We start from the raw sequence: 17,013 nt of genomic DNA on the forward strand, positions 1-17,013 counted from the left end.
GTCAGCGGGCGGTGACCTCGCTCGAGGCGCGGCGGGAGCGGGTGGCGCGGGCCGGCACGGTCGGGGCCGTCTCGGTCGCCGCGGCAGGCGCCTCCGCGGCGGTCGTCCTCGCGGCGGGTGCCTTCTCCGTGGCGGGCGCCTTCTGCGTGGTGGGCGCCTTGGACGCGGACGTCTTCTCCGCCCCGGTCGTCCTCTCCGGGGCCTTCGCGGTGCCCGCCGCGGTCGTCCTCTTCGCCGTCGCCCGTGCCCGGGTGGCCGCGCGCTTCTGCCGGATCCTGACCTGCTTGCGGTTGCCCTCGGTGCGGGTCTCGAGGTAGGGCTGCTCGTCCACGAGGGACCCGAGCTTCTGGTGCCCGAACTCGCGCGGGTCGAAGTCGGCGTGCGCGCGGCTGAGGTGCTGCCCCACCTGGCTCAGGGTGCTCCACCCGTCGTCCCCGGAGGTGGCGTTGACCGCCTTGGTCAGGGCGCTCTGCAGGTTGATGGCCGGCGAGCCGGGTCCGTCGTCCGTCGGGTCGACCGAGCTCGGACCGGGGTCCGGGACGCCGGCCTCCCGACGTGCGGCCCCCGCGTCGGCCTCGTCCCGGCGGTCCTGCTCCTGGAGCACCTCGAGGAAGATGAACTGGTCCACCGCGCGGCGCAGCGACTCAGGGGTCTTGCGCCGGCCCAGCCCGAAGACCCGCTTGCCGGACTCGCGCAGCCGGGTCGCCAGCCGGGTGAAGTCGGAGTCGGAGGAGACGAGCGCGAACGCCTCGACGTTGCCCTGCCACAGCAGGTCCATCGCGTCGATGATCAGCGCCGAGTCGGTCGAGTTCTTGCCGACCGTGTTGGCGAACTGCTGGACGGGCTGGATGGCGTTGCGGAGCAGCTCCGTCTTCCAGCCGGTCAGCTGGGACGTCGTCCAGTCGCCGTAGCCGCGCTTGATCGTCGGCACGCCGTAGCTCGCGAGCTCCTCCAGCACCGCCCCGACGTGCTTGGCGGAGACGTTGTCGCAGTCGATGAGCACGGCGATCCGGGTCGAGCTGCTGGCGTCGGTGTCCACGCCGCTCACCCTATCCACCGGGGCCCCGTGGGTCGCCCACCCGCCGTGCCCCACACCCGGGGCGCCCATCCATGTCCTCGGCTCTCGTAGGGTGGCGACCATGACGGGCTCCGGGCGTGGCGTGCTGGTGACGGGTGCCTCGCGCGGGGTGGGGGCGGCGACCGCGCGGGCGTTCGCGGAACGGGGTGACCGGGTCCTGGTGCACTACCGCGGGGCGCGCGACCGCGCCCGCCAGGTGCTCGGCACCCTGCCCGGCGAGGGTCACGCGCTCGCGCAGGCCGACCTGGCCGACCCCGAGGAGACCCGCCGGCTCGCGGAGGACGCCGTGGCCGTGCTCGGCCGGGTCGACGTCCTCGTCAACAACGCCGCGCTCTTCCTCGACCCGGCGGCGGGCGGCAGCCGGCGCGGCGACCACCGGCTCACCGACACCGACTACGACTCCTGGGTGCGTGCCTGGAGCACGACGCTGGCCACCAACCTCATGGGTCCGGCCAACCTCACCTTCTGCGTGGCGCGTCACATGCTCGAGGTGGCCCCCGCGGAGGGTAGGCCGACGGGCCGGGTCGTCAACGTCGGGTCCCGGGGCGCCTACCGCGGGGAGCCGGACGTCCCGGCCTACGGCGCCAGCAAGGCGGGGCTGCACGCCTTCGGCCAGTCGATGGCGGTGGCGCTCGCCCCGCACGGCATCGCGGTCACCTCGGTGGCGCCCGGGTTCATCGCCACGGACATGGCCGCCGGGCTCCTCGAGGGCCCGGCCGGCGACGGCATCCGCGCGCAGAGCCCGTTGGGGCGCGTCGCCACGCCGGAGGAGGTCGCCGCGGCGGTGCTCTGCCTCGCCGAGCCCGGGGCCGAGTGGGCCTCGGGCGCGGTCCTGGACTTCAACGGCGCCAGCCACCTGCGCTGAGGAGCACGTCCTCGGGCCGCGCGGCGGTCGACGGGATCGAGGTGGCCGACGGACCGGAGCTGCGCGAGCGGTCCCGGGACCCGGGTTGCGGAACGCAGAACGGGCACATCGCCCCAGTTCCTGGGCCGACGCGACGAGATCCGGCAATGTGCCCGTCCGGCGCAACGGCCACGCTGAGGTCGGCCGGACCGTGCTCCACCTCGATGTCACGATCCACTCGGTGGCTCTCCACCCCCCAGCCCTTGCCCCGCAGCCAGCAGCTGCGGGTTTGCCTCGCCGGCGCGAGGGGTGGACTGCGCGGGGTCGGCCGACCTCCGGCCGCCGGAGGATGACATCGTGGGGGCCATCCTCGGGGACGGTGCCCGGGGCGGCGAGGTCAGGGAGGACGCGACGTGAGCGCTGCGGAGCTGCCCCGGTCCGCGGACGTCGTCGTGGTCGGGGGCGGCGTGATCGGCCTGGCGGCGGCCTACCACCTGGCGCGGGGAGGAGCCGGGTCCGTGCTCCTCCTCGAGCAGGACACGTTCGGGTCCGGGTCGACCGGCAGGGCGGCCGGCGGCGTGCGCGCCCAGTTCAGCGACGAGGTCAACGTGCGGCTCGCCCGGAGGTCGCTGGAGGTGTTCGAGCGCTTCGAGCAGGCCCTCGGTCAGCCCATCGACCTGCACCGGGTCGGCTACCTCTTCCTCCTCGACGACCCCGACGACGTCGCGCACTTCGAGCGGGCCACGACGCTGCAGAACTCGCTCGGGGTGCCGACGCGGATGATCGACCCCGGGGAGGCGCAGCTCCTCTCGCCCCTCATCAGCACCGAGGGTCTGCTCGCGGCGAGCTGGCACGCCGGGGACGGGCACTGCGCGCCGGACAGCGTGGTCGCCGGCTACGTGCGGGCCGCGCGCGCGGCCGGGGCGACCCTGGTGAGCAGGTGCCGGGTCACCGGAGCCGAGGTGGAGGACGGCGGCGGAGGCACCCCCAGGCGCGTCCGGGCCGTCCTCACGGACGCGGGTCGCGTCGAGACCGAGCGGGTCGTGGTCGCCGCGGGTGCGTGGTCCGGTGTGGTCGCCGGGTTCTTCGGGGTCGACCTGCCCGTGGAGCCCCTGCGCCGGCAGATCGTCTGCACCGGCCCGGTGGCGGGCCGCGGGGAGGCCACGCCGATGACCATCGACTTCAGCTCCTCCTTCTACTTCCACGACGAGGGTCCCGGCCTGCTGGTCGGGATGTCCGACCCCGCCGAGACCGTCGGCTTCAAGCACAGCCCCGACGACGGGTGGCTCACGGGGCTCGACGCCGCCATCGGCCGCCGGGCCCCGGCGCTGGCCGGCGCCCAGGTCCGCAGGACGTGGGCCGGCCTCTACGAGATGACCCCCGACCACAACGGCCTCGTCGGGTCGGCGAGGGACCTTCCCGGTCTCGTCTACGCCACCGGCTTCTCCGGGCACGGTTTCCTCATGGGGCCCGCGGTGGGGGAGGTCGTCGCCTCGCTGGTCGCGGGGGAGCGGCCCGGCATCGACGTCTCCGCCCTCGACGTGGACCGGTTCCGCACCGGCGCTCCCGTCCCCGAGAAGCACATCGTCTGACCCACCGTCCTGAGGAGGACCCACGTGACCACGACCGCACCCACGTCCCGCGCGCTGCCCGGCCCCGAGGAGGTCGCCGACCTCGCGCGCTCCGCCGCCCAGGCCTGCGGGGCGGACCTGACGGCCCGCCAGGGGGACCGGGAGGGACGCTCCCCGGTGAACGGGGCGGTGATCTCGCGGCTCGCCTGGACCAGCCCTGAGGAGGTCGACGCCGCGGTGGAGTCCGCCCGCGCGGCATACCTCGGGTGGCGCACCGTGCCCGCGCCGGCGCGGGGCGCAGTGGTCAAGCGGTGGGCCCAGCTGCTCGTCGAGCACCATGCGGACCTCGCCACCCTGGTCACCCTCGAGGCGGGCAAGGTCACCTCCGAGGCGCGGGGGGAGGTCCAGGAGATGATCGACATCTGCGACCTGGCCGTCGGGCTGTCCCGGCAGCTCTTCGGCCGCACCATCGCCTCGGAGCGCCCCGGCCACCGGCTCATGGAGACGTGGCACCCGCTCGGCGTGGTCGGCGTCATCTCGGCCTTCAACTTCCCCGTCGCGGTGTGGTCCTGGAACACCGCGCTCGCCCTGGTGTGCGGCGACCCCGTGGTGTGGAAGCCCTCCGAGCGCACGCCGCTGTGCGCGCTCGCCGCGCACGCCCTGCTGCAGCGCGCCCTGGAGGAGGGCGGGTATGACGCGTCCGTCGCGCAGGTCCTCCTCGGGGGTCCCGAGGTGGGGGAGGCGCTCGTCGCCCACCCGGGGGTCGCGCTGGTCAGCGCCACCGGGTCGACCCGGATGGGCCGGGCCGTCGGCCCCGTCGTCGCGGCGCGCTTCGGCCGCAGCCTGCTGGAGCTGGGCGGCAACAACGCGGCTGTCGTCGCACCCTCGGCCGACCTGGGCCTCGCGACCCGGGGCATCGTGTTCTCCGCCGCCGGGACCGCCGGGCAGCGGTGCACGACGATGCGGCGCGCGATCGTCCACTCCTCGGTGGTGGACGAGATGGTCGAGAGGGTCGCGGCGGCCTACCGGAACCTGCCGGTGGGCGACCCGTCCGCAGACGGGACGCTGGTGGGCCCGTTGCTGGACCGGCGCTCCTTCGACGCGTTCACCGCCGCGCTCGGGGCTGCGGTCGAGGCGGGTGGCGAGGTCGTCGTCGGCGGGGGACGGGAGCTTCCCGAGGCGGCGCCGGACGCCTACTACGTGCGGCCCGCGGTGGTGCGGATGCCCGCACAGGCCGAGGTGGTGCACACCGAGACCTTCGCCCCGATCCTCTACGTGCTCTCCTACGAGACCCTCGAGGAGGCGGTCGCCCTCAACAACGCGGTGCCCCAGGGCCTCTCGTCGAGCATCTTCACGCGGGACCAGGCCGAGGCCGAGCTGTTCTGCTCGGTGGTCGGCTCGGACTGCGGCATCGTCAACGTCAACATCGGCACCTCCGGTGCGGAGATCGGCGGGGCGTTCGGCGGCGAGAAGGAGACCGGCGGGGGGCGCGAGTCCGGGTCGGACGCCTGGCGCGCCTACATGCGTCGCGCCACGACCACGGTGAACTACTCCGGGGAGCTGCCGCTGGCGCAGGGCGTGACCTTCGAGGTCTGACCCCCCGCACACCGGCCGTGCCGCCGCAGGCCGCACGCCGCACGCGGCAGCCGACCCCTGGACCGCGGCGGTCACAGGTGCCAGCATGGGCGCAGGGTCTGTCGGGGCGGAGGTCGGGATGGCTGGAAGGGACCGGGGGCGACGCACGGAACGCGTCGTGGTCGTCGGGTCGAGCCTCGCGGGGATGTTCGCCGCCGCCGCCTGCGCCCGGGCCGGGCTCACCGTCACCGTGCTGGAGCGGGACGCCCTGCCGCCGGCCCCACGGGCACGACCCGGCGTGCCGCAGGGACGGCAGCCGCATGTGCTGCTGCAGCGGGGTCTGCTCGCGCTCGAGGAGCTGCTGCCGGGCCTCGGGGACGAGCTGCGCCGGGCCGGGGCCGTGGAGCTGGACACCGGCGACCTGGCGTGGCTCGGCGAGGCCGGCTGGAGCCCCTACGGCTCGCCGCAGTTCCGCATCCTGTCGCTGACCCGGCCCCTGCTGGAGCACCTCGTCCGGGAGCGGGTGCGGCTCCTGCCGGGGGTCGACGTCCGTGACGGCTGCCGGGTGACGTCGCTGCGGCGGGGGCGGGGCAGCGGGTGGGAGGTCCTCACGGCGGACGGTGCGTCCCACGGGGCCGACCTGGTCGTCGACGCCTCCGGGAGGGGGTCCCGCCTGCCGGTGTGGCTGGCCGCCCTGGGGGTCGGGCCGGCACCGGTCTCGGAGGTCGATGCGCGGACCGGTTACGCCACCCGGGAGTATGCCGCCCCGACCAGAGGTCCCACCCCCGCCGGCGTGGTCGTGCTGCAGACACCCGGGCTGCCGGCCGGCGGGGTGGCCCTGCCGGTGGAGGGGGACCGCTGGCTCGTCCTCGCGGTCGGCTCGGGCGAGCACCGGCCACCTCGTGACGAGCAGGGTTTCGAGTCCTTCCTGCGCGGGCTCCGCGATCAGGCGGTGGCCGACGTGGTGAGCCGTGCCCGCCCGCTGACCGACGTCGCGGTCCACCGGCAGACCGCCAGCCGGCGTCACCACTACGAACGGGTCCGCCGGTGGCCACCAGGACTCCTGCCGGTGGGGGACGCGTTCTGCGCCTTCAACCCGGTCTACGGCCAGGGCATCACCGTGGCCGCCCGCGAGGCGCTGCTGCTGCACCGCGCGCTCGCCCGCGGGCTGCACCCCGGCACCGAGCGGCGGCTGCTGCGCAGCTTCGCGCGCCTGACGTCACTGCCGTGGGGGATCGCGACCAGCGAGGACCTGCGCCTCCCGACCAGCGACGGCTCGCCGAGCCCCGCCCAGGCGCTGGCCGGGTGGTGGAGCCAGGAGCTCGCCCGGCTCTCGGCGCACGGCGACGTGCGCGCACAGTGGGCGATGACCAGGGTCTACCACCTCATGGCGTCACCGCGGGTCCTCCTGGACCCGGTCCTGGCGCTCGCGGTCGTGCGCGCCCGCGTCCTGGGCGCCGGGCCGCCGAACCCCCGTCCACCGGTCCTCGGCCCCGCGGCCGTAGCCGGCAGCTGACCCCTTCCCCGGACGTAGCTGGACCTAGTCTGGGGCCATGACCGCCACCATCTCGTGGACCCTGGGCTGCGACGCCGCCGACCCGCACCTCCTCGCCCGGTTCTGGGCGGCTGCCCTCGGTTACGTCCTCGAACCGGGCTACGACGACCCGGACGGCGCCTCCATCGTGGACCCCGAGGGATCCGGCCCGGCCGTCGGCTGGCTGAGGGTGCCCGAGGGCAAGGTGGCCAAGAACAGGGTGCACATCGACATCCGGGTGGCGGGCGAGGGACCGTGGGACCTCGCCGCCCGGGAGCGCCTGATCCGCCAGAAGGTGCCCGAGCTCGTCGGCCTGGGTGCCTCGGTGGTCCGCGAGGAGCGGTACGGCGAGTCCCTCGGCCACGTCGTCATGCAGGACCCGAGGGCAACGAGTTCTGCGTGGCGTGAGGCGGCGCTCGGTGAGCCCGGGCGTCACCGCACCAGGTGCTCGGGCCGCTCGAAGAACATCGCGGCCAGGAAGCCGACCAGGATCACGGCGGCGGGCAGCAGCATCGACTCGGCCAGCGCGCGCGAGAAGGCGGCCGCGACCTCCGGAGAGACCGGGGTGACGCCGGCCGCCATCCCTTCTGCCGCCATCCCCGCTGCCGGCGGTCCACCTCCGGCGGTGCCGAGGTGGACCCCCAGCCGCGCCTCCATGAGGACGGCGATCGCGGCGCTGCCCAGCACCGCGCCGACCTGCCGGGTCGTGTTGTAGACGCCCGCCCCCGCCCCCGCCCGGTGCATGGGCAGGTTGCGGGTGGCCGTCGTCGACAGCGGTCCCCAGATCAGCGGGTTGGCCAGACCGAGCACGACGACCCCGGCGACGGCGCGCCACAGCGGGGCGTCCGGGGTCATGGCCAGGCTCAGGAGCAGCAGGCCGGCCGCGAGCAGGAGAGTCCCGGCCCCCACCAGCAGCCGGGGGTGCACGCGGTCGGTCAGCCGGCCCGCCACCGGGGCGAGGACGAGGGCGAGCACCGACGAGGGCGCCAGGATCAGCGCAGCCATGGTGGGGGACAGGCCGCGGGCGCCCTGCAGCCAGAGCATGAGCGGGAAGATGTGAGACGTGGCCGTGAAGCCCATGGTGGTGATCGCCGTGGTGGCCAGGGAGAAGTTGCGGTCGCGGAACAGACCCAGCGGCACGAGAGGCTCGCCGGGGTTGCGGGCCTGCCAGAGGGTGAAGATCACGAGCAGGACCAGACCCGTGCCGATCAGGAGCGGTACCGAGACGAACCCGGTGATCCGGCCCCACCCGTAGGTCTGCCCCTCCTGGATCCCGAAGACCGCGCAGAAGAGTCCCACGGCGCTCAGCACCACCCCCAGGAGGTCGAACCGGTGCGGGTGCGTCTCCAGCCGGGGGACGAGCCGCGCCGCCAGCACCAGCCCCACGATCCCGACGGGCACGTTGACGAAGAAGATCCACTCCCAGCCCAGGGAGTCCACGAGCAGGCCGCCGAGCAGGGGTCCGGCGAGGGTGGCGACCCCGGCGGTCGCCCCCCACAGCGCCATCGCGCTGCCGCGCCGCTCGGCCGGGAAGGTCCGGGTGATGACGGCCATCGTCTGCGGGGTCATCATCGAGGCACCCAGGCCCTGCACGACCCGGGCCGCCACGAGCGCCCCGATCCCCATCCCCAGCTCCCCGGTCAGGCCGCACCACAGCGAGGCCAGCGTGAACACCGTCAGGCCGGTGAGGTAGACCCTCCGGGGCCCGACCCGGTCACCGAGCCGCCCGGTGATCAGGAGGGGGACGGCGTAGGCGAGCAGGTAGGCAGAGGTCACCCACATCACCTCGTTGACCGAGGCGTCGAACGCACCCAGCAGGGCCGGGGTCGCCACCGAGACGATCGTCGAGTCCACGAGGATCATGAAGAACCCGATGACGAGCGCCCACAGGGCGGGCCAGGGGTTGGTCGGGCGCGGGTGCCCGGCGGCGGGGGCGGTCACGACCGGACACTGTATGCCGCACGGCGCCCGGACCGGGGCCTACCCTGGTCGCGTGGACGCCTCCCCCTCGACGCACGCGCGGCGGCCGGCTCCCCGAGCGCCGGTGCCGTGACCCCGCGCCGGTACGTCGGGGTGGTCGGCCCGGCCGAGGCGACAGCCCGGCAGGTGGCCCAGGCCGTCGAGGTGGGCCGGCTGCGTGCGAGGTCGTCGTCGCCGTGGGCACGAGCTGGGGGACGGTGAGCGAGGTCGTGCTCGCGGCCCGCACCGGGGTGCCGGTGGTCCTCGTGGGCGGCCCCCGTCTGGACGACGTGCCGGGCGGTGCGGGGGTCGTGGCCCCGGTGCGGGCCGACGGCCCGGTGTATGCCGTGTCACTGGCCATGCGGCTCCTCGACCAGCAGGAGAGCATGCGGGCGGGCCGCCCGGTGCCCGGGCCCGCGCCGGACTCGGCTCCGCACGTCCTCGGCGTCGACGGCGCGGCCGGAGGGTGGGTCGGGGCGCTGCTCACGGTGCGCGGCACCGGTCCGGTGCGGCTGCTGAGGGCCCCGGTCATCCGCACCCTCGTGGGGGAGGCACTCGCCCTCGCGCCGCTCGCGGTGGTCGCGGTCGACATACCGATCGGGTTGCCGGACACCGGGACCCGCCAGGCGGACGTGCTGGCGCGGCGCCGGCTCGGGAAGCGGGGGAGCTCGGTGTTCCCGACGCCGGTGCGGGACGCCCTCGCGGCACCGACCTACGCGCAGGCACGGCAGGTCAGCGTCGTCAGGACCGGGGGACGCAGTCTCGCCGCCCAGGGCTACGCCCTGCGGCGCGCGATCCTCGACGTGGACGGGTTCGTCCGTCCCGACCCCGGCGTCCGGGTGGTGGAGGTGCACCCGGAGCTGTCCTTCGCGGTCATGGCCGGCGGTCCGCTGGACAGCCGCAAGAAGGACCGGTCCGGGGCGCTCGAGCGCATCGGGGTGCTCACCTCGCACGGCCTCGTCCTGCCGGACGGGGTGGACGCCGACGCACGGGGGGTGGACGACGTGCTGGACGCGGCCGCGGCGGCCTGGACCGGGGCCCGGGTGGCGCGGGGTGAGGCTTACCGGCTGCCCGAGGAGCCCGAGCGCTTCAGCGACGGGATCGACGCGGCGATCTGGTCCTGACCCGGCCGAAGGTCAGCCGCCGGTCGGCAGGGCCGGCTCCCGCGCCTCGCCGAGCCCGTCCCAGTCGCCGAACTCGGGTCGCTGGACCCAGTGCCCGCTCACGTCGACGCCGGTGAACTCCTCCACCCGGGCCTGGTCGAGGCCGGGGACGGCGAACCGGGCCCGGGCCCACCCGTTGGGCCGGAAGGTGACGGTCGTGTGCGCCTTGCTCCCGGCCACGTCCAGCCAGCGCTCCTCGCCGTCGGGGTAGACGCGCACGGTGACCTCCTCGAGGAAGAGCTCGCCCGGGTGGTCGTCCTGCTCGCGGAAGTGGTAGACGCTGACCTCCCGGCCGTGCCCGTCGTAGCGGCTGCTGCGCACGTAGGCGGCACCCGGCTGGAGGACCAGTGTGTAGTCGGGCACCTCGCCCGCCGCGTCCACCCGGCTCACCGAGAGGTGCGGGCCGTCCGTGAAGCGCTTCCTGGCCTGGGCCTCGGTGATCTCCTGCATCGGCTTGCGCAGCTTGCCGTGCCAGTCCCGGCCGTAGCGGTAGGTCATCCTCGTCCTCAGGGTGCGTCGAACAGGTGGGCGGTGTAGTCGAAGCCGTTGACGTCGATGATGCGCACGCCGTTCTCGTACGCGTATTCGGCGACCTCGTCGGGGATCGTACGGTCCCACTGCGGCGGCACCTGCAGGACCAGCGTGCCGTCGAGGTTCTGTCCGGCGATGCCCGCGCCCCGCGTGGACGGGACGTCGGCGATCGTGGTGCCGGGAGGGTACTTGGTCACCACCTCGTCGATGTAGCCGAACGCCGTGCCGGTCTGCACGTCGCCGAGCTGGGTGAGCTTGCGCGAGACGATCTGCTCGCCCGGGACGTAGCTGTCCAGGCGGACGTACCGTCCGTCCGGCGCGACGAGGTAGATCTCGTTGTGCCGGTAGTGCGGGGCCATGTAGTCGTCGAAACGGTTGCCGGCCACGAGGTTCTGCAGCCAGGACCGGTCGGCGAATCGCTGCAGCTCCGAGGGCGAGAGGAACTGCGACGGGGCGAAGCTGGCCGGGTCGGTGAGCGCGGTGGCGTCGTCGGCGAACCGGCCGCCGGGCAGCAGCCGTCCGAGGTCCGCACCGCTGTCGCCGGCGCGGGCCAGCGCGGCCAGCTCGTCGGCGTTCAGGGTCCGCCGGACCCACTTGCCGCCCACGCTGAACCACCCGACGAAGGGCACCATGCCGGCGAACGAGAGCCCGGCGTCGACCGGGTTGCCCTCCGCGAGGTACCAGAGGCCGTTCAGCCCGTCGGCGGCCTCGCCGAGGAGCGGGACCATACCTCCGAGGTCCAGGATGGAGTGCCCGAGGCTGGACCACCACGGCGGGGAGTTCTCCTCGGCGATCCTGGCCTCGCGGTCCAGGGCCGCCCCGATGGCGCCCAGGTCCTCGGCGAGTCCGGGCTGCCAGGCCGGGTGGCCCTCGACGGGCGGAAGGGTGAGGCCTCCCTGCAGCCCCCGGGCGAGCTGGCCGACGGCATACTCGTCCATCCCGCGCTCGCGCAGCACGGACCACAGGTAGGCGTCGACGTGCGCGGGGCCGTCGTCGGTCTCCACCGCCACCGTCGGGCCGGTGGTGAAGAGTCGCCGCAGGGCCTCGGGATTGTTGCCCAGCCCCTGGAAGAGCGCCCCCATCGGGTCGGAGAGGATGTTCGCGCCGGGGGTCCGGGCGAGGTCCGGGTCGATGACCAGGTCCATCCCCGCCACGCCCCAGAACGACGCGCCGTCGTCCCCCTCCATCGCGGTGAGCGTGTCGTGCACCGAGAGCAGCAGGTCGGTGGAGAAGGTCCCCCGGCTGATGACCAGCGTCAGCCGGTGGGCGGTGCCGGACCACGACGGTGCGTCCTGGATGGTGTCGCTCCACGCCTGCGCCATCCCCGGCACCTCGAGGTCACCGGTGCCCTGGGAGGCGAGCCCGTACGCCATACCGAGACCGTTGAGGAGCTCGTCGTAGCGACGGTCGAAGGCGATGACCGCGTCCTCCCCGGGCTCGACCATCCGCCCCGAGTTGACCCGCTGGAGGAAGGCGGACAGCTCAGCGGGCGGGACCTGCTGTGCGATCGCCCGCGCGAGATAGGGGTCGTGGGCGTGCTCGCGCAGGATGTCGAGGAGGCGGGGGTCGATCTCCTGGGTGAAGTCGTACTCGTCGCCCGGGGTCATCAGCTGCTGGACCTCGTCGGCCAGCGCCTCCACCTGCGCCGGCGAGAGGTCGGAGACGTAGTCCTCGTCGATCTGGACGATCCCCGTCGCGGGGAAGCCGGGGGTGCTGGCCGCGATGATGCGGGCCAGGGCGAGGCGCCGGTTGAGGTCGCGGACCCGGTCGTCCATCCAGGTCCAGATCGGCGAGGACCAGCTCAGCCGGGCCACGGGGCCCTCCCCGAGCAGGACGTGGTCGAGCCGGGAGCGGATGGTCGACGCGTCCTGCGGGCAGGTGCGTCGTGCGCTGGACAGGTCGCTGACCAGCGCGTCCATCGCGCCGATGTCGATGCTGACGAGTGCCACCGGTGCGCTACCTCGGCCCCGACCGTTGCCAGCGCACCTGCCAGGCGGTGCTGGGCACCGTCTCCGGCTGGGCCGCGATCGCCGCGTCGAGAGAGGCCATCGCGGCGGGGCCCGCATCGTTGAGGACGGCGCGGTGGTGGTCGAGCTCGCCCGAGAAGTCCTGCCCCATCGGGCCCTGCCAGGCACCGCCGTCCATCGCGACCCGCGCCGCGGACAGGGCACGCTCCAGGTCCGCCGCCGGACCCGCGCAGGCGGAGCGGGCGCTGCGCAGGGCGTTCTTGTAGGTGTTGGTCACCATCGTGACCGCGTCGTCGCTCATCGCCGGCGCCCCTCCCGAGTCCGGACCGCTGCTCCTCCCGCACGCGGTCGTCCGCGCCCACCCTAGCGGCGGGGGGCCTCAGGCGCTGCGGGTGACGTCCCCCCGGTCGAGGTTCGCGAGGATCTCCTCGCGCTCGTGCTCGGTGAGCCCTCCCCACACCCCGTAGGGCTCGCGGACGCGCAGGGCGTGCTCGCGGCACTGCGCGATGACCGGGCACTGCTCGCACACGGCGACGGCGCGGCGGTCCCGCCACCGGCGGGACGGGCCCCGCTCACCGTCGGGGTGGAAGAACGTCTCCGGGTTGGAGACCCGGCACAGACCCTCGTGCTGCCACTCCCAGAGCTCGGCGACGGGGACGGGTTCAGCGGTCATGGTGGTCCTCCTGGACATGGTGTACCGCCACCCTCCCGCCGCCCGGCCGCCCCGCGCAACACCCCTGGGGGTGGGAGTTCCCCCGGTGTCATTACAGTCGGACCATGCGTGCCGTCATCGTGGAAGAGACCGGGGGACCGGAGGTCCTCACCCTCGTCGAGCGCGAGCTCCCCGAGCCCGGCGAGGGCCAGGTGCGGGTAGAGCTGGCGGCCGGCGGGGTGAACTTCATCGACGTCTACCAGCGTGAGGGCCGCTACCCGGTGCAGCGCCCGTTCGTGGCCGGCAGCGAGGGCGCGGGCACGGTCGCCGAGGTGGGTCCCTCGGTCGACGGGCTGCACGTCGGGGACCGGGTGGCGTGGGCCATGGTGCCCGGCACCGGGTACGCCGAGCAGGCCGTCGTGCCGGCCGACCGCCTCGTCCCGGTGCCCGACGGCGTCGAGCTCGACGTGGCCGCCGCGGTGATGCTCCAGGGCATGACCGCGCACTACCTCGTCAGCTCGACGTTCGAGGCCGGGGAGGGGCAGACGGCGGTCGTGACCGCCGCGGCGGGCGGTGTCGGGCTCCTGCTCTGCCAGATGCTGCGGGACAAGGGCGTCCGCGTCATCGGGACGGTCGGCAGCGCCGCGAAGGCCGAGCTCGCCCGGGAGAACGGGGCCACCGACGTGGTGCTCTACCGGGAGGTGGACCTGGCCTCGGAGGTGAGCCGGCTCACCGACGGCCACGGGGTCCACGTCGTCTACGACGGCGTCGGCAAGGACACCTTCGACGCGGGCCTGGCCGTACTGCGGCCGCGCGGCACGATGGTCCTCTTCGGCGCCGCCAGCGGAGCGGTCCCGCCGTTCGACCCGCAGCGGCTGAACGCCGCGGGGTCCCTCTTCCTCACCCGGCCCAGCCTGGCGCACTACGTCCAGGACCGCGAGGAGCTGCTCTGGCGCGCGCAGGACGTGCTGGGCGCCGTCGCCGGCGGCAGGTTGCACGTCCGGATCGGTGGGCGCTACCCCCTGGCGGAGGCCCGTCGCGCGCACGAGGACCTCGAGGGCGGCGGGACGACCGGCAAGCTGCTCGTCGTTCCCTGAGCGGAAGAACCTCTCTCCCGGTCGCGGCACGCCCGCCAGGTCAGGAGGGGTGGGGCGGGAAGGCGCGCCGCATGGGGGCCGCCGCCCGCGCCACGGCCGCGTCGAGGTCGTCGGAGGGGTCGAGGTAGCGCTCCACCGGAGTCGGGGCGCTGCGGTCGCCCGCGCGCTCGGCCTCGACGAACGCCGCCCACGAGGTATGCCGCTCGTCCACCAGCCCCAGCGCCTCGGCCTCCGCGACGCCGAGGACGTGGCGCCCGTCCACCAGTCGCTCGGCCGTCTCCGGCCCCACGAGCTGGTGCAGTCGCCACCGGGTGAGGTCGTCCAGCGTCATCCCGTGGTGCCCGAACGGGAACACCAGCTCCGCGTCACCGACCACGACCCTCCGGTCGCAGGCGGCCATGATCTCCACCCCGCCCCCGGCGGCGCCGCCCTCGACCACCGCCACCACCTCGCGCCCCGACGCGTTGAGGGAGAGCAGGCAGCGCACCACCGCGTCGACGAAGGCGTCCGCGTGCACGGGCGACTCCCTCGCCCAGGCCAGCGTCCCGAGGTCGGCGCCCGAGCAGAAGTAGCCGCCGGCCCCGACGAGGTAGAGCGGCTCCTGACCACCGCCGCGGGCGGCACGCCCGAGCTCGACCCACATCGGCAGGGTCAGGGCGTTGCGCCTCCCGGGCCGGTCCAGGACCACGGTGAGCCCGAGGTCGGTCCTGGTGAGCCGGACACCGCTCACCCCAGGACCTCGGCGACCGTGAGCCGTGCGGAGGGCAGGACGATGGCGGTGAGGCAGACCCGGCCGTCCACGGCATACACCTCGACGACGCAGCCGTCGACGACGACGAGCAGGTCCACCTCGCCGTCCGCGGCCGGCAGGGGAGCGGTCACCACGGTGGGCAGGGCGGGGGAGAAGGTCACGTCCCCGCACGCCGACCGGTCCAGCAGCAGCAGCCCTGCGGCCCGGTCGACGGTCACCTCGACCCGGTCCTCGCCGTCCGCGGTGCTCACCCTGAGCCGGCCGGTCGCCCCGGCGCCCACCGCCAGCCGCTCGACCACCACCCCCTCCACCGCAGCCGCAGGCAGCACCGGCCGCTGCCGCAGCACCGGGAGCGCCGCCTCGTCGAGCACGAGGTCGACCTCGCGGGCGAGCGAGAGGCAGCCGCGCCACGGCGAGGTGGGCACGTCCGCCGCGTAGGCCCAGTTGGAGGCCCAGCCCATCATCAGCCGCCGGCCCGGGGTGTTGTCGAAGGAGACCGCGGCGTAGTGGTCCGGGCCGTGGTCGAGCCACCGGGCCCCCGCCGCGTCCGCCGTGAAGGTGCCCCCGTCGAAGTCCCCCACGAAGTACTGCGTCCCCGACCCGCCCGCCGGACCCCCGGCGCCCAGGCTGACGACCAGCACCCAGGCGGACCGCCCGGTGCCCGCCACGGGCAGCTCCACCAGGTCGGGGCACTCCCACACGCCCTCGGTGCTCCCCGCCGGCCCGAAGGTGGACAGGTGCTCCCAGGACAGCAGGTCCGCGGAGCGGTAGAGGACGACCTGGCGGTGCACGGCCTCGACCGCCACCATCACCCAGCTCTCGCTCTGCCGGTGCCGGAACACCTTCGGGTCGCGGAAGTCCGACGAGGCACGGTCCAGGACCGGGTTGCCGGGGTGCAGGGTCCACGACGCGCCGCCGTCGGTGCTATGGGCCAGCGACTGGGCCTGCGTCCGCGCGCGCGGCGAGACGTCCGTGTAGGCGCTGGTGTAGACCGCCACCAGGGGCGGGCCGGCCGCGCCGCTGTCCCCGAAGCCCGACGTGTTCGCGTGGTCGACGACGACGCTGCCGGAGTAGATCACCTCGTGCTCGGTGTGGCGCAGCGCCACCGGCTGCTCCTGCCAGGTCAGCAGGTCGGTCGACGTGGCGTGGCCCCAGGACATGTTGCCCCAGCCGTCCCCCTCGGGGTTGGTCTGGAAGAACGCGTGGTAGACCCCGTCGAGGAGGACCAGCCCGTTGGGGTCGTTGAGCCAGGTCGCGGCGGGTGCGAGGTGGATGCGCGGGCGCAGGTGCGGCGTGCTCATGGGACGGGGTGGGCCGGGCGTCGTCTCAGAAGCCCTCGGACACCGCGTCGAGCGCGGCCACGTCCTGCGACGTCAGCTCCAGCCTCGGGGCGGCCATGAGGGCGTCGAGCTGCTCGGGGCGCGAGGCGGAGGCGATCGGCGCGGTGACCCCCTTGGCGAGCAGCCAGGCGAGCGCCACGGTGGCGGGGGCGACGGCATACCCCTCCGCCACGCGTACCAGCTCGTCGACCACGCGCAGGCCGCCCGCCTCGAGGTAGCGGCGCGCAGCACCGCCGCGCGGGGCGCCGTCGAGATCAGCCTCGGTGCGGTACTTGCCGGTGAGGAAGCCGGACGCGAGCGCCGGGTAGCTGAAGACCAGCGGGCCGAACTCCGCGACGATCGGCTCGTAGTCGCGCTCGTAGTCGCCGCGCGAGAGCAGCGAGTAGCGCGGCTGGATGGCGGCCGGCACCGTCAGGCCCTCCCGCTCGGCGGTCTCGAACCACTCCCGCATCCGCTGCGGGGTGTAGTTGGACAGGCCCACCGAGCGGACCCGACCCGCCCGCACGAGCGCGTGGAGGGTGGCCGCCTGGTCGGCGACCGGCACCTCCTCGTCGTCGTAGTGCAGGTAGTAGAGGTCCACGTGGTCGGTGCCCAGGCGCTCCAGGGTCTCCTCCAGGGCGCGCATGACGGTGTCGGGGCGCAGGCCCTTGCGGTCCGGCTTGGCGCCGACCTTGGTGGCCACGACGACCTGGTCCCGCACGCGGCGGTCCGCCATCCACCGCCCGATGATCGCCTCGGACTCACCGCCGGAGGCGCCGTCGACCCAGGACACGTACGCGTCGGCCGTGTCCACGAAGGTGCCGCCGGCCGCGAGGAAGGCGTCGAGGACGGCGAACGACTCCTCCTCGTCGGCGGTCCAGCCGAACGGGTTGCCGCCGAGGTTGAGCGGGTAGAGGGGGACGTCGCTGCCGGGGAGGGTGGGCAGGTGCACGCGGACTCCTGGGGAGGGCT

Annotated in this window: 15 protein-coding genes and 1 pseudogene; 7 read left to right on the forward strand and 9 right to left on the reverse strand. The window is 74.6% G+C overall.

The features are described 5' to 3' along the window. Position 1: 1 nt before the first annotated feature. Positions 2-1,039, reverse strand: coding sequence for an NYN domain-containing protein (locus D4B81_RS01125; RefSeq protein WP_337189852.1), 1,038 nt, complete (start codon positions 1,037-1,039; stop codon positions 2-4). Positions 1,040-1,139: 100 nt separating this feature from the next. Here D4B81_RS01125 and D4B81_RS01130 point away from each other — a divergent pair, with 100 nt between their 5' ends. The 5 genes and pseudogenes from D4B81_RS01130 to D4B81_RS01150 all read left to right on the forward strand — a co-directional run. Beyond that, entirely contained in the window at positions 1,140-1,943 is an 804-nt protein-coding gene (locus tag D4B81_RS01130) for an SDR family NAD(P)-dependent oxidoreductase (RefSeq protein WP_122260689.1), read from the forward strand. A 392-nt stretch (positions 1,944-2,335) separates the two neighbouring features. Continuing rightward, the gene (locus D4B81_RS01135; RefSeq protein ID WP_237565737.1) at positions 2,336-3,514 is read left to right on the forward strand and encodes an NAD(P)/FAD-dependent oxidoreductase; all 1,179 of its coding nucleotides are present in this window, start codon (positions 2,336-2,338) and stop codon (positions 3,512-3,514) included. Between the two features lie 24 nt (positions 3,515-3,538). Then, positions 3,539-5,089 carry an L-piperidine-6-carboxylate dehydrogenase gene (gene amaB / locus D4B81_RS01140; RefSeq protein WP_122260690.1) on the forward strand — a complete coding sequence of 517 codons (1,551 nt, stop codon included), beginning with the start codon at positions 3,539-3,541 and terminating at the stop codon, positions 5,087-5,089. A gap of 118 nt (positions 5,090-5,207) precedes the next feature. Beyond that, positions 5,208-6,584 carry an FAD-dependent oxidoreductase gene (locus D4B81_RS01145; RefSeq protein WP_122260691.1) on the forward strand — a complete coding sequence of 459 codons (1,377 nt, stop codon included), beginning with the start codon at positions 5,208-5,210 and terminating at the stop codon, positions 6,582-6,584. Between the two features lie 37 nt (positions 6,585-6,621). Continuing rightward, positions 6,622-6,927: pseudogene (locus D4B81_RS01150) on the forward strand (VOC family protein); the annotation flags it as partial. A 107-nt stretch (positions 6,928-7,034) separates the two neighbouring features. Here the strand turns inward: D4B81_RS01150 and D4B81_RS01155 are convergent. Beyond that, positions 7,035-8,543, reverse strand: a complete 1,509-nt coding sequence (locus tag D4B81_RS01155) for a DHA2 family efflux MFS transporter permease subunit (RefSeq protein WP_272914047.1) — start codon at positions 8,541-8,543, stop codon at positions 7,035-7,037. Between the two features lie 236 nt (positions 8,544-8,779). On the opposite strand from D4B81_RS01155, the gene D4B81_RS01160 reads away from it, so the two are divergent. Further along, positions 8,780-9,685, forward strand: a complete 906-nt coding sequence (locus D4B81_RS01160) for a DUF429 domain-containing protein (RefSeq protein ID WP_161964947.1) — start codon at positions 8,780-8,782, stop codon at positions 9,683-9,685. 12 nt (positions 9,686-9,697) lie between these two features. Here the strand turns inward: D4B81_RS01160 and D4B81_RS01165 are convergent, their stop codons facing one another. From D4B81_RS01165 to D4B81_RS01180, 4 genes are all read right to left on the reverse strand, one after another. Beyond that, positions 9,698-10,222 (reverse strand): hypothetical protein, encoded by a 525-nt coding sequence (locus tag D4B81_RS01165; RefSeq protein ID WP_122260693.1) that lies wholly within the window; start codon positions 10,220-10,222, stop codon positions 9,698-9,700. 8 nt (positions 10,223-10,230) lie between these two features. Next, entirely contained in the window at positions 10,231-12,204 is a 1,974-nt protein-coding gene (locus tag D4B81_RS01170) for a hypothetical protein (RefSeq protein ID WP_122260694.1), read from the reverse strand. A gap of 7 nt (positions 12,205-12,211) precedes the next feature. Beyond that, the gene (locus D4B81_RS01175) at positions 12,212-12,523 is read right to left on the reverse strand and encodes a hypothetical protein (protein ID WP_122260695.1); all 312 of its coding nucleotides are present in this window, start codon (positions 12,521-12,523) and stop codon (positions 12,212-12,214) included. Between the two features lie 78 nt (positions 12,524-12,601). After that, positions 12,602-12,895, reverse strand: a complete 294-nt coding sequence (locus D4B81_RS01180) for a WhiB family transcriptional regulator (protein ID WP_202613514.1) — start codon at positions 12,893-12,895, stop codon at positions 12,602-12,604. Between the two features lie 104 nt (positions 12,896-12,999). On the opposite strand from D4B81_RS01180, the gene D4B81_RS01185 reads away from it, so the two are divergent. Further along, positions 13,000-13,971, forward strand: coding sequence for a quinone oxidoreductase family protein (locus D4B81_RS01185; protein ID WP_122260697.1), 972 nt, complete (start codon positions 13,000-13,002; stop codon positions 13,969-13,971). 40 nt (positions 13,972-14,011) lie between these two features. Here the strand turns inward: D4B81_RS01185 and D4B81_RS01190 are convergent, their stop codons facing one another. The 3 genes from D4B81_RS01190 to D4B81_RS01200 are packed head-to-tail and all read right to left on the reverse strand — an operon-like array spanning position 14,012 to position 16,993. Then, positions 14,012-14,701, reverse strand: a complete 690-nt coding sequence (locus D4B81_RS01190) for an enoyl-CoA hydratase/isomerase family protein (RefSeq protein WP_161964948.1) — start codon at positions 14,699-14,701, stop codon at positions 14,012-14,014. Beyond that, positions 14,698-16,023 carry a glycoside hydrolase family 32 protein gene (locus D4B81_RS01195; protein ID WP_122260699.1) on the reverse strand — a complete coding sequence of 442 codons (1,326 nt, stop codon included), beginning with the start codon at positions 16,021-16,023 and terminating at the stop codon, positions 14,698-14,700. The genes D4B81_RS01190 and D4B81_RS01195 overlap by 4 nt, the downstream gene beginning before the upstream one ends. A 25-nt stretch (positions 16,024-16,048) precedes the next feature. After that, entirely contained in the window at positions 16,049-16,993 is a 945-nt protein-coding gene (locus D4B81_RS01200; protein WP_122260700.1) for an aldo/keto reductase, read from the reverse strand. Between the last annotated feature and the right edge of the window lie 20 nt (positions 16,994-17,013).

This window comes from Ornithinimicrobium cerasi (assembly GCF_003702705.1).
Classification (GTDB): Bacteria; Actinomycetota; Actinomycetes; order Actinomycetales; family Dermatophilaceae; genus Ornithinicoccus; species Ornithinicoccus cerasi.

Excerpts from the sequence above, each read along its gene's own strand:
- D4B81_RS01145 (WP_122260691.1), top strand. The coding sequence starts at position 5,208 with ATGGCTGGAAGGGACCGGGGGCGACGCACGGAACGCGTCGTGGTCGTC.
- D4B81_RS01180 (WP_202613514.1), bottom strand. The coding sequence starts at position 12,895 with ATGACCGCTGAACCCGTCCCCGTCGCCGAGCTCTGGGAGTGGCAGCAC.
- D4B81_RS01185 (WP_122260697.1), top strand. The coding sequence starts at position 13,000 with ATGCGTGCCGTCATCGTGGAAGAGACCGGGGGACCGGAGGTCCTCACC.
- D4B81_RS01165 (WP_122260693.1), bottom strand. The coding sequence starts at position 10,222 with ATGACCTACCGCTACGGCCGGGACTGGCACGGCAAGCTGCGCAAGCCG.
- D4B81_RS01130 (WP_122260689.1), top strand. The coding sequence starts at position 1,140 with ATGACGGGCTCCGGGCGTGGCGTGCTGGTGACGGGTGCCTCGCGCGGG.
- D4B81_RS01175 (WP_122260695.1), bottom strand. The coding sequence starts at position 12,523 with ATGAGCGACGACGCGGTCACGATGGTGACCAACACCTACAAGAACGCC.
- D4B81_RS01195 (WP_122260699.1), bottom strand. The coding sequence starts at position 16,023 with ATGAGCACGCCGCACCTGCGCCCGCGCATCCACCTCGCACCCGCCGCG.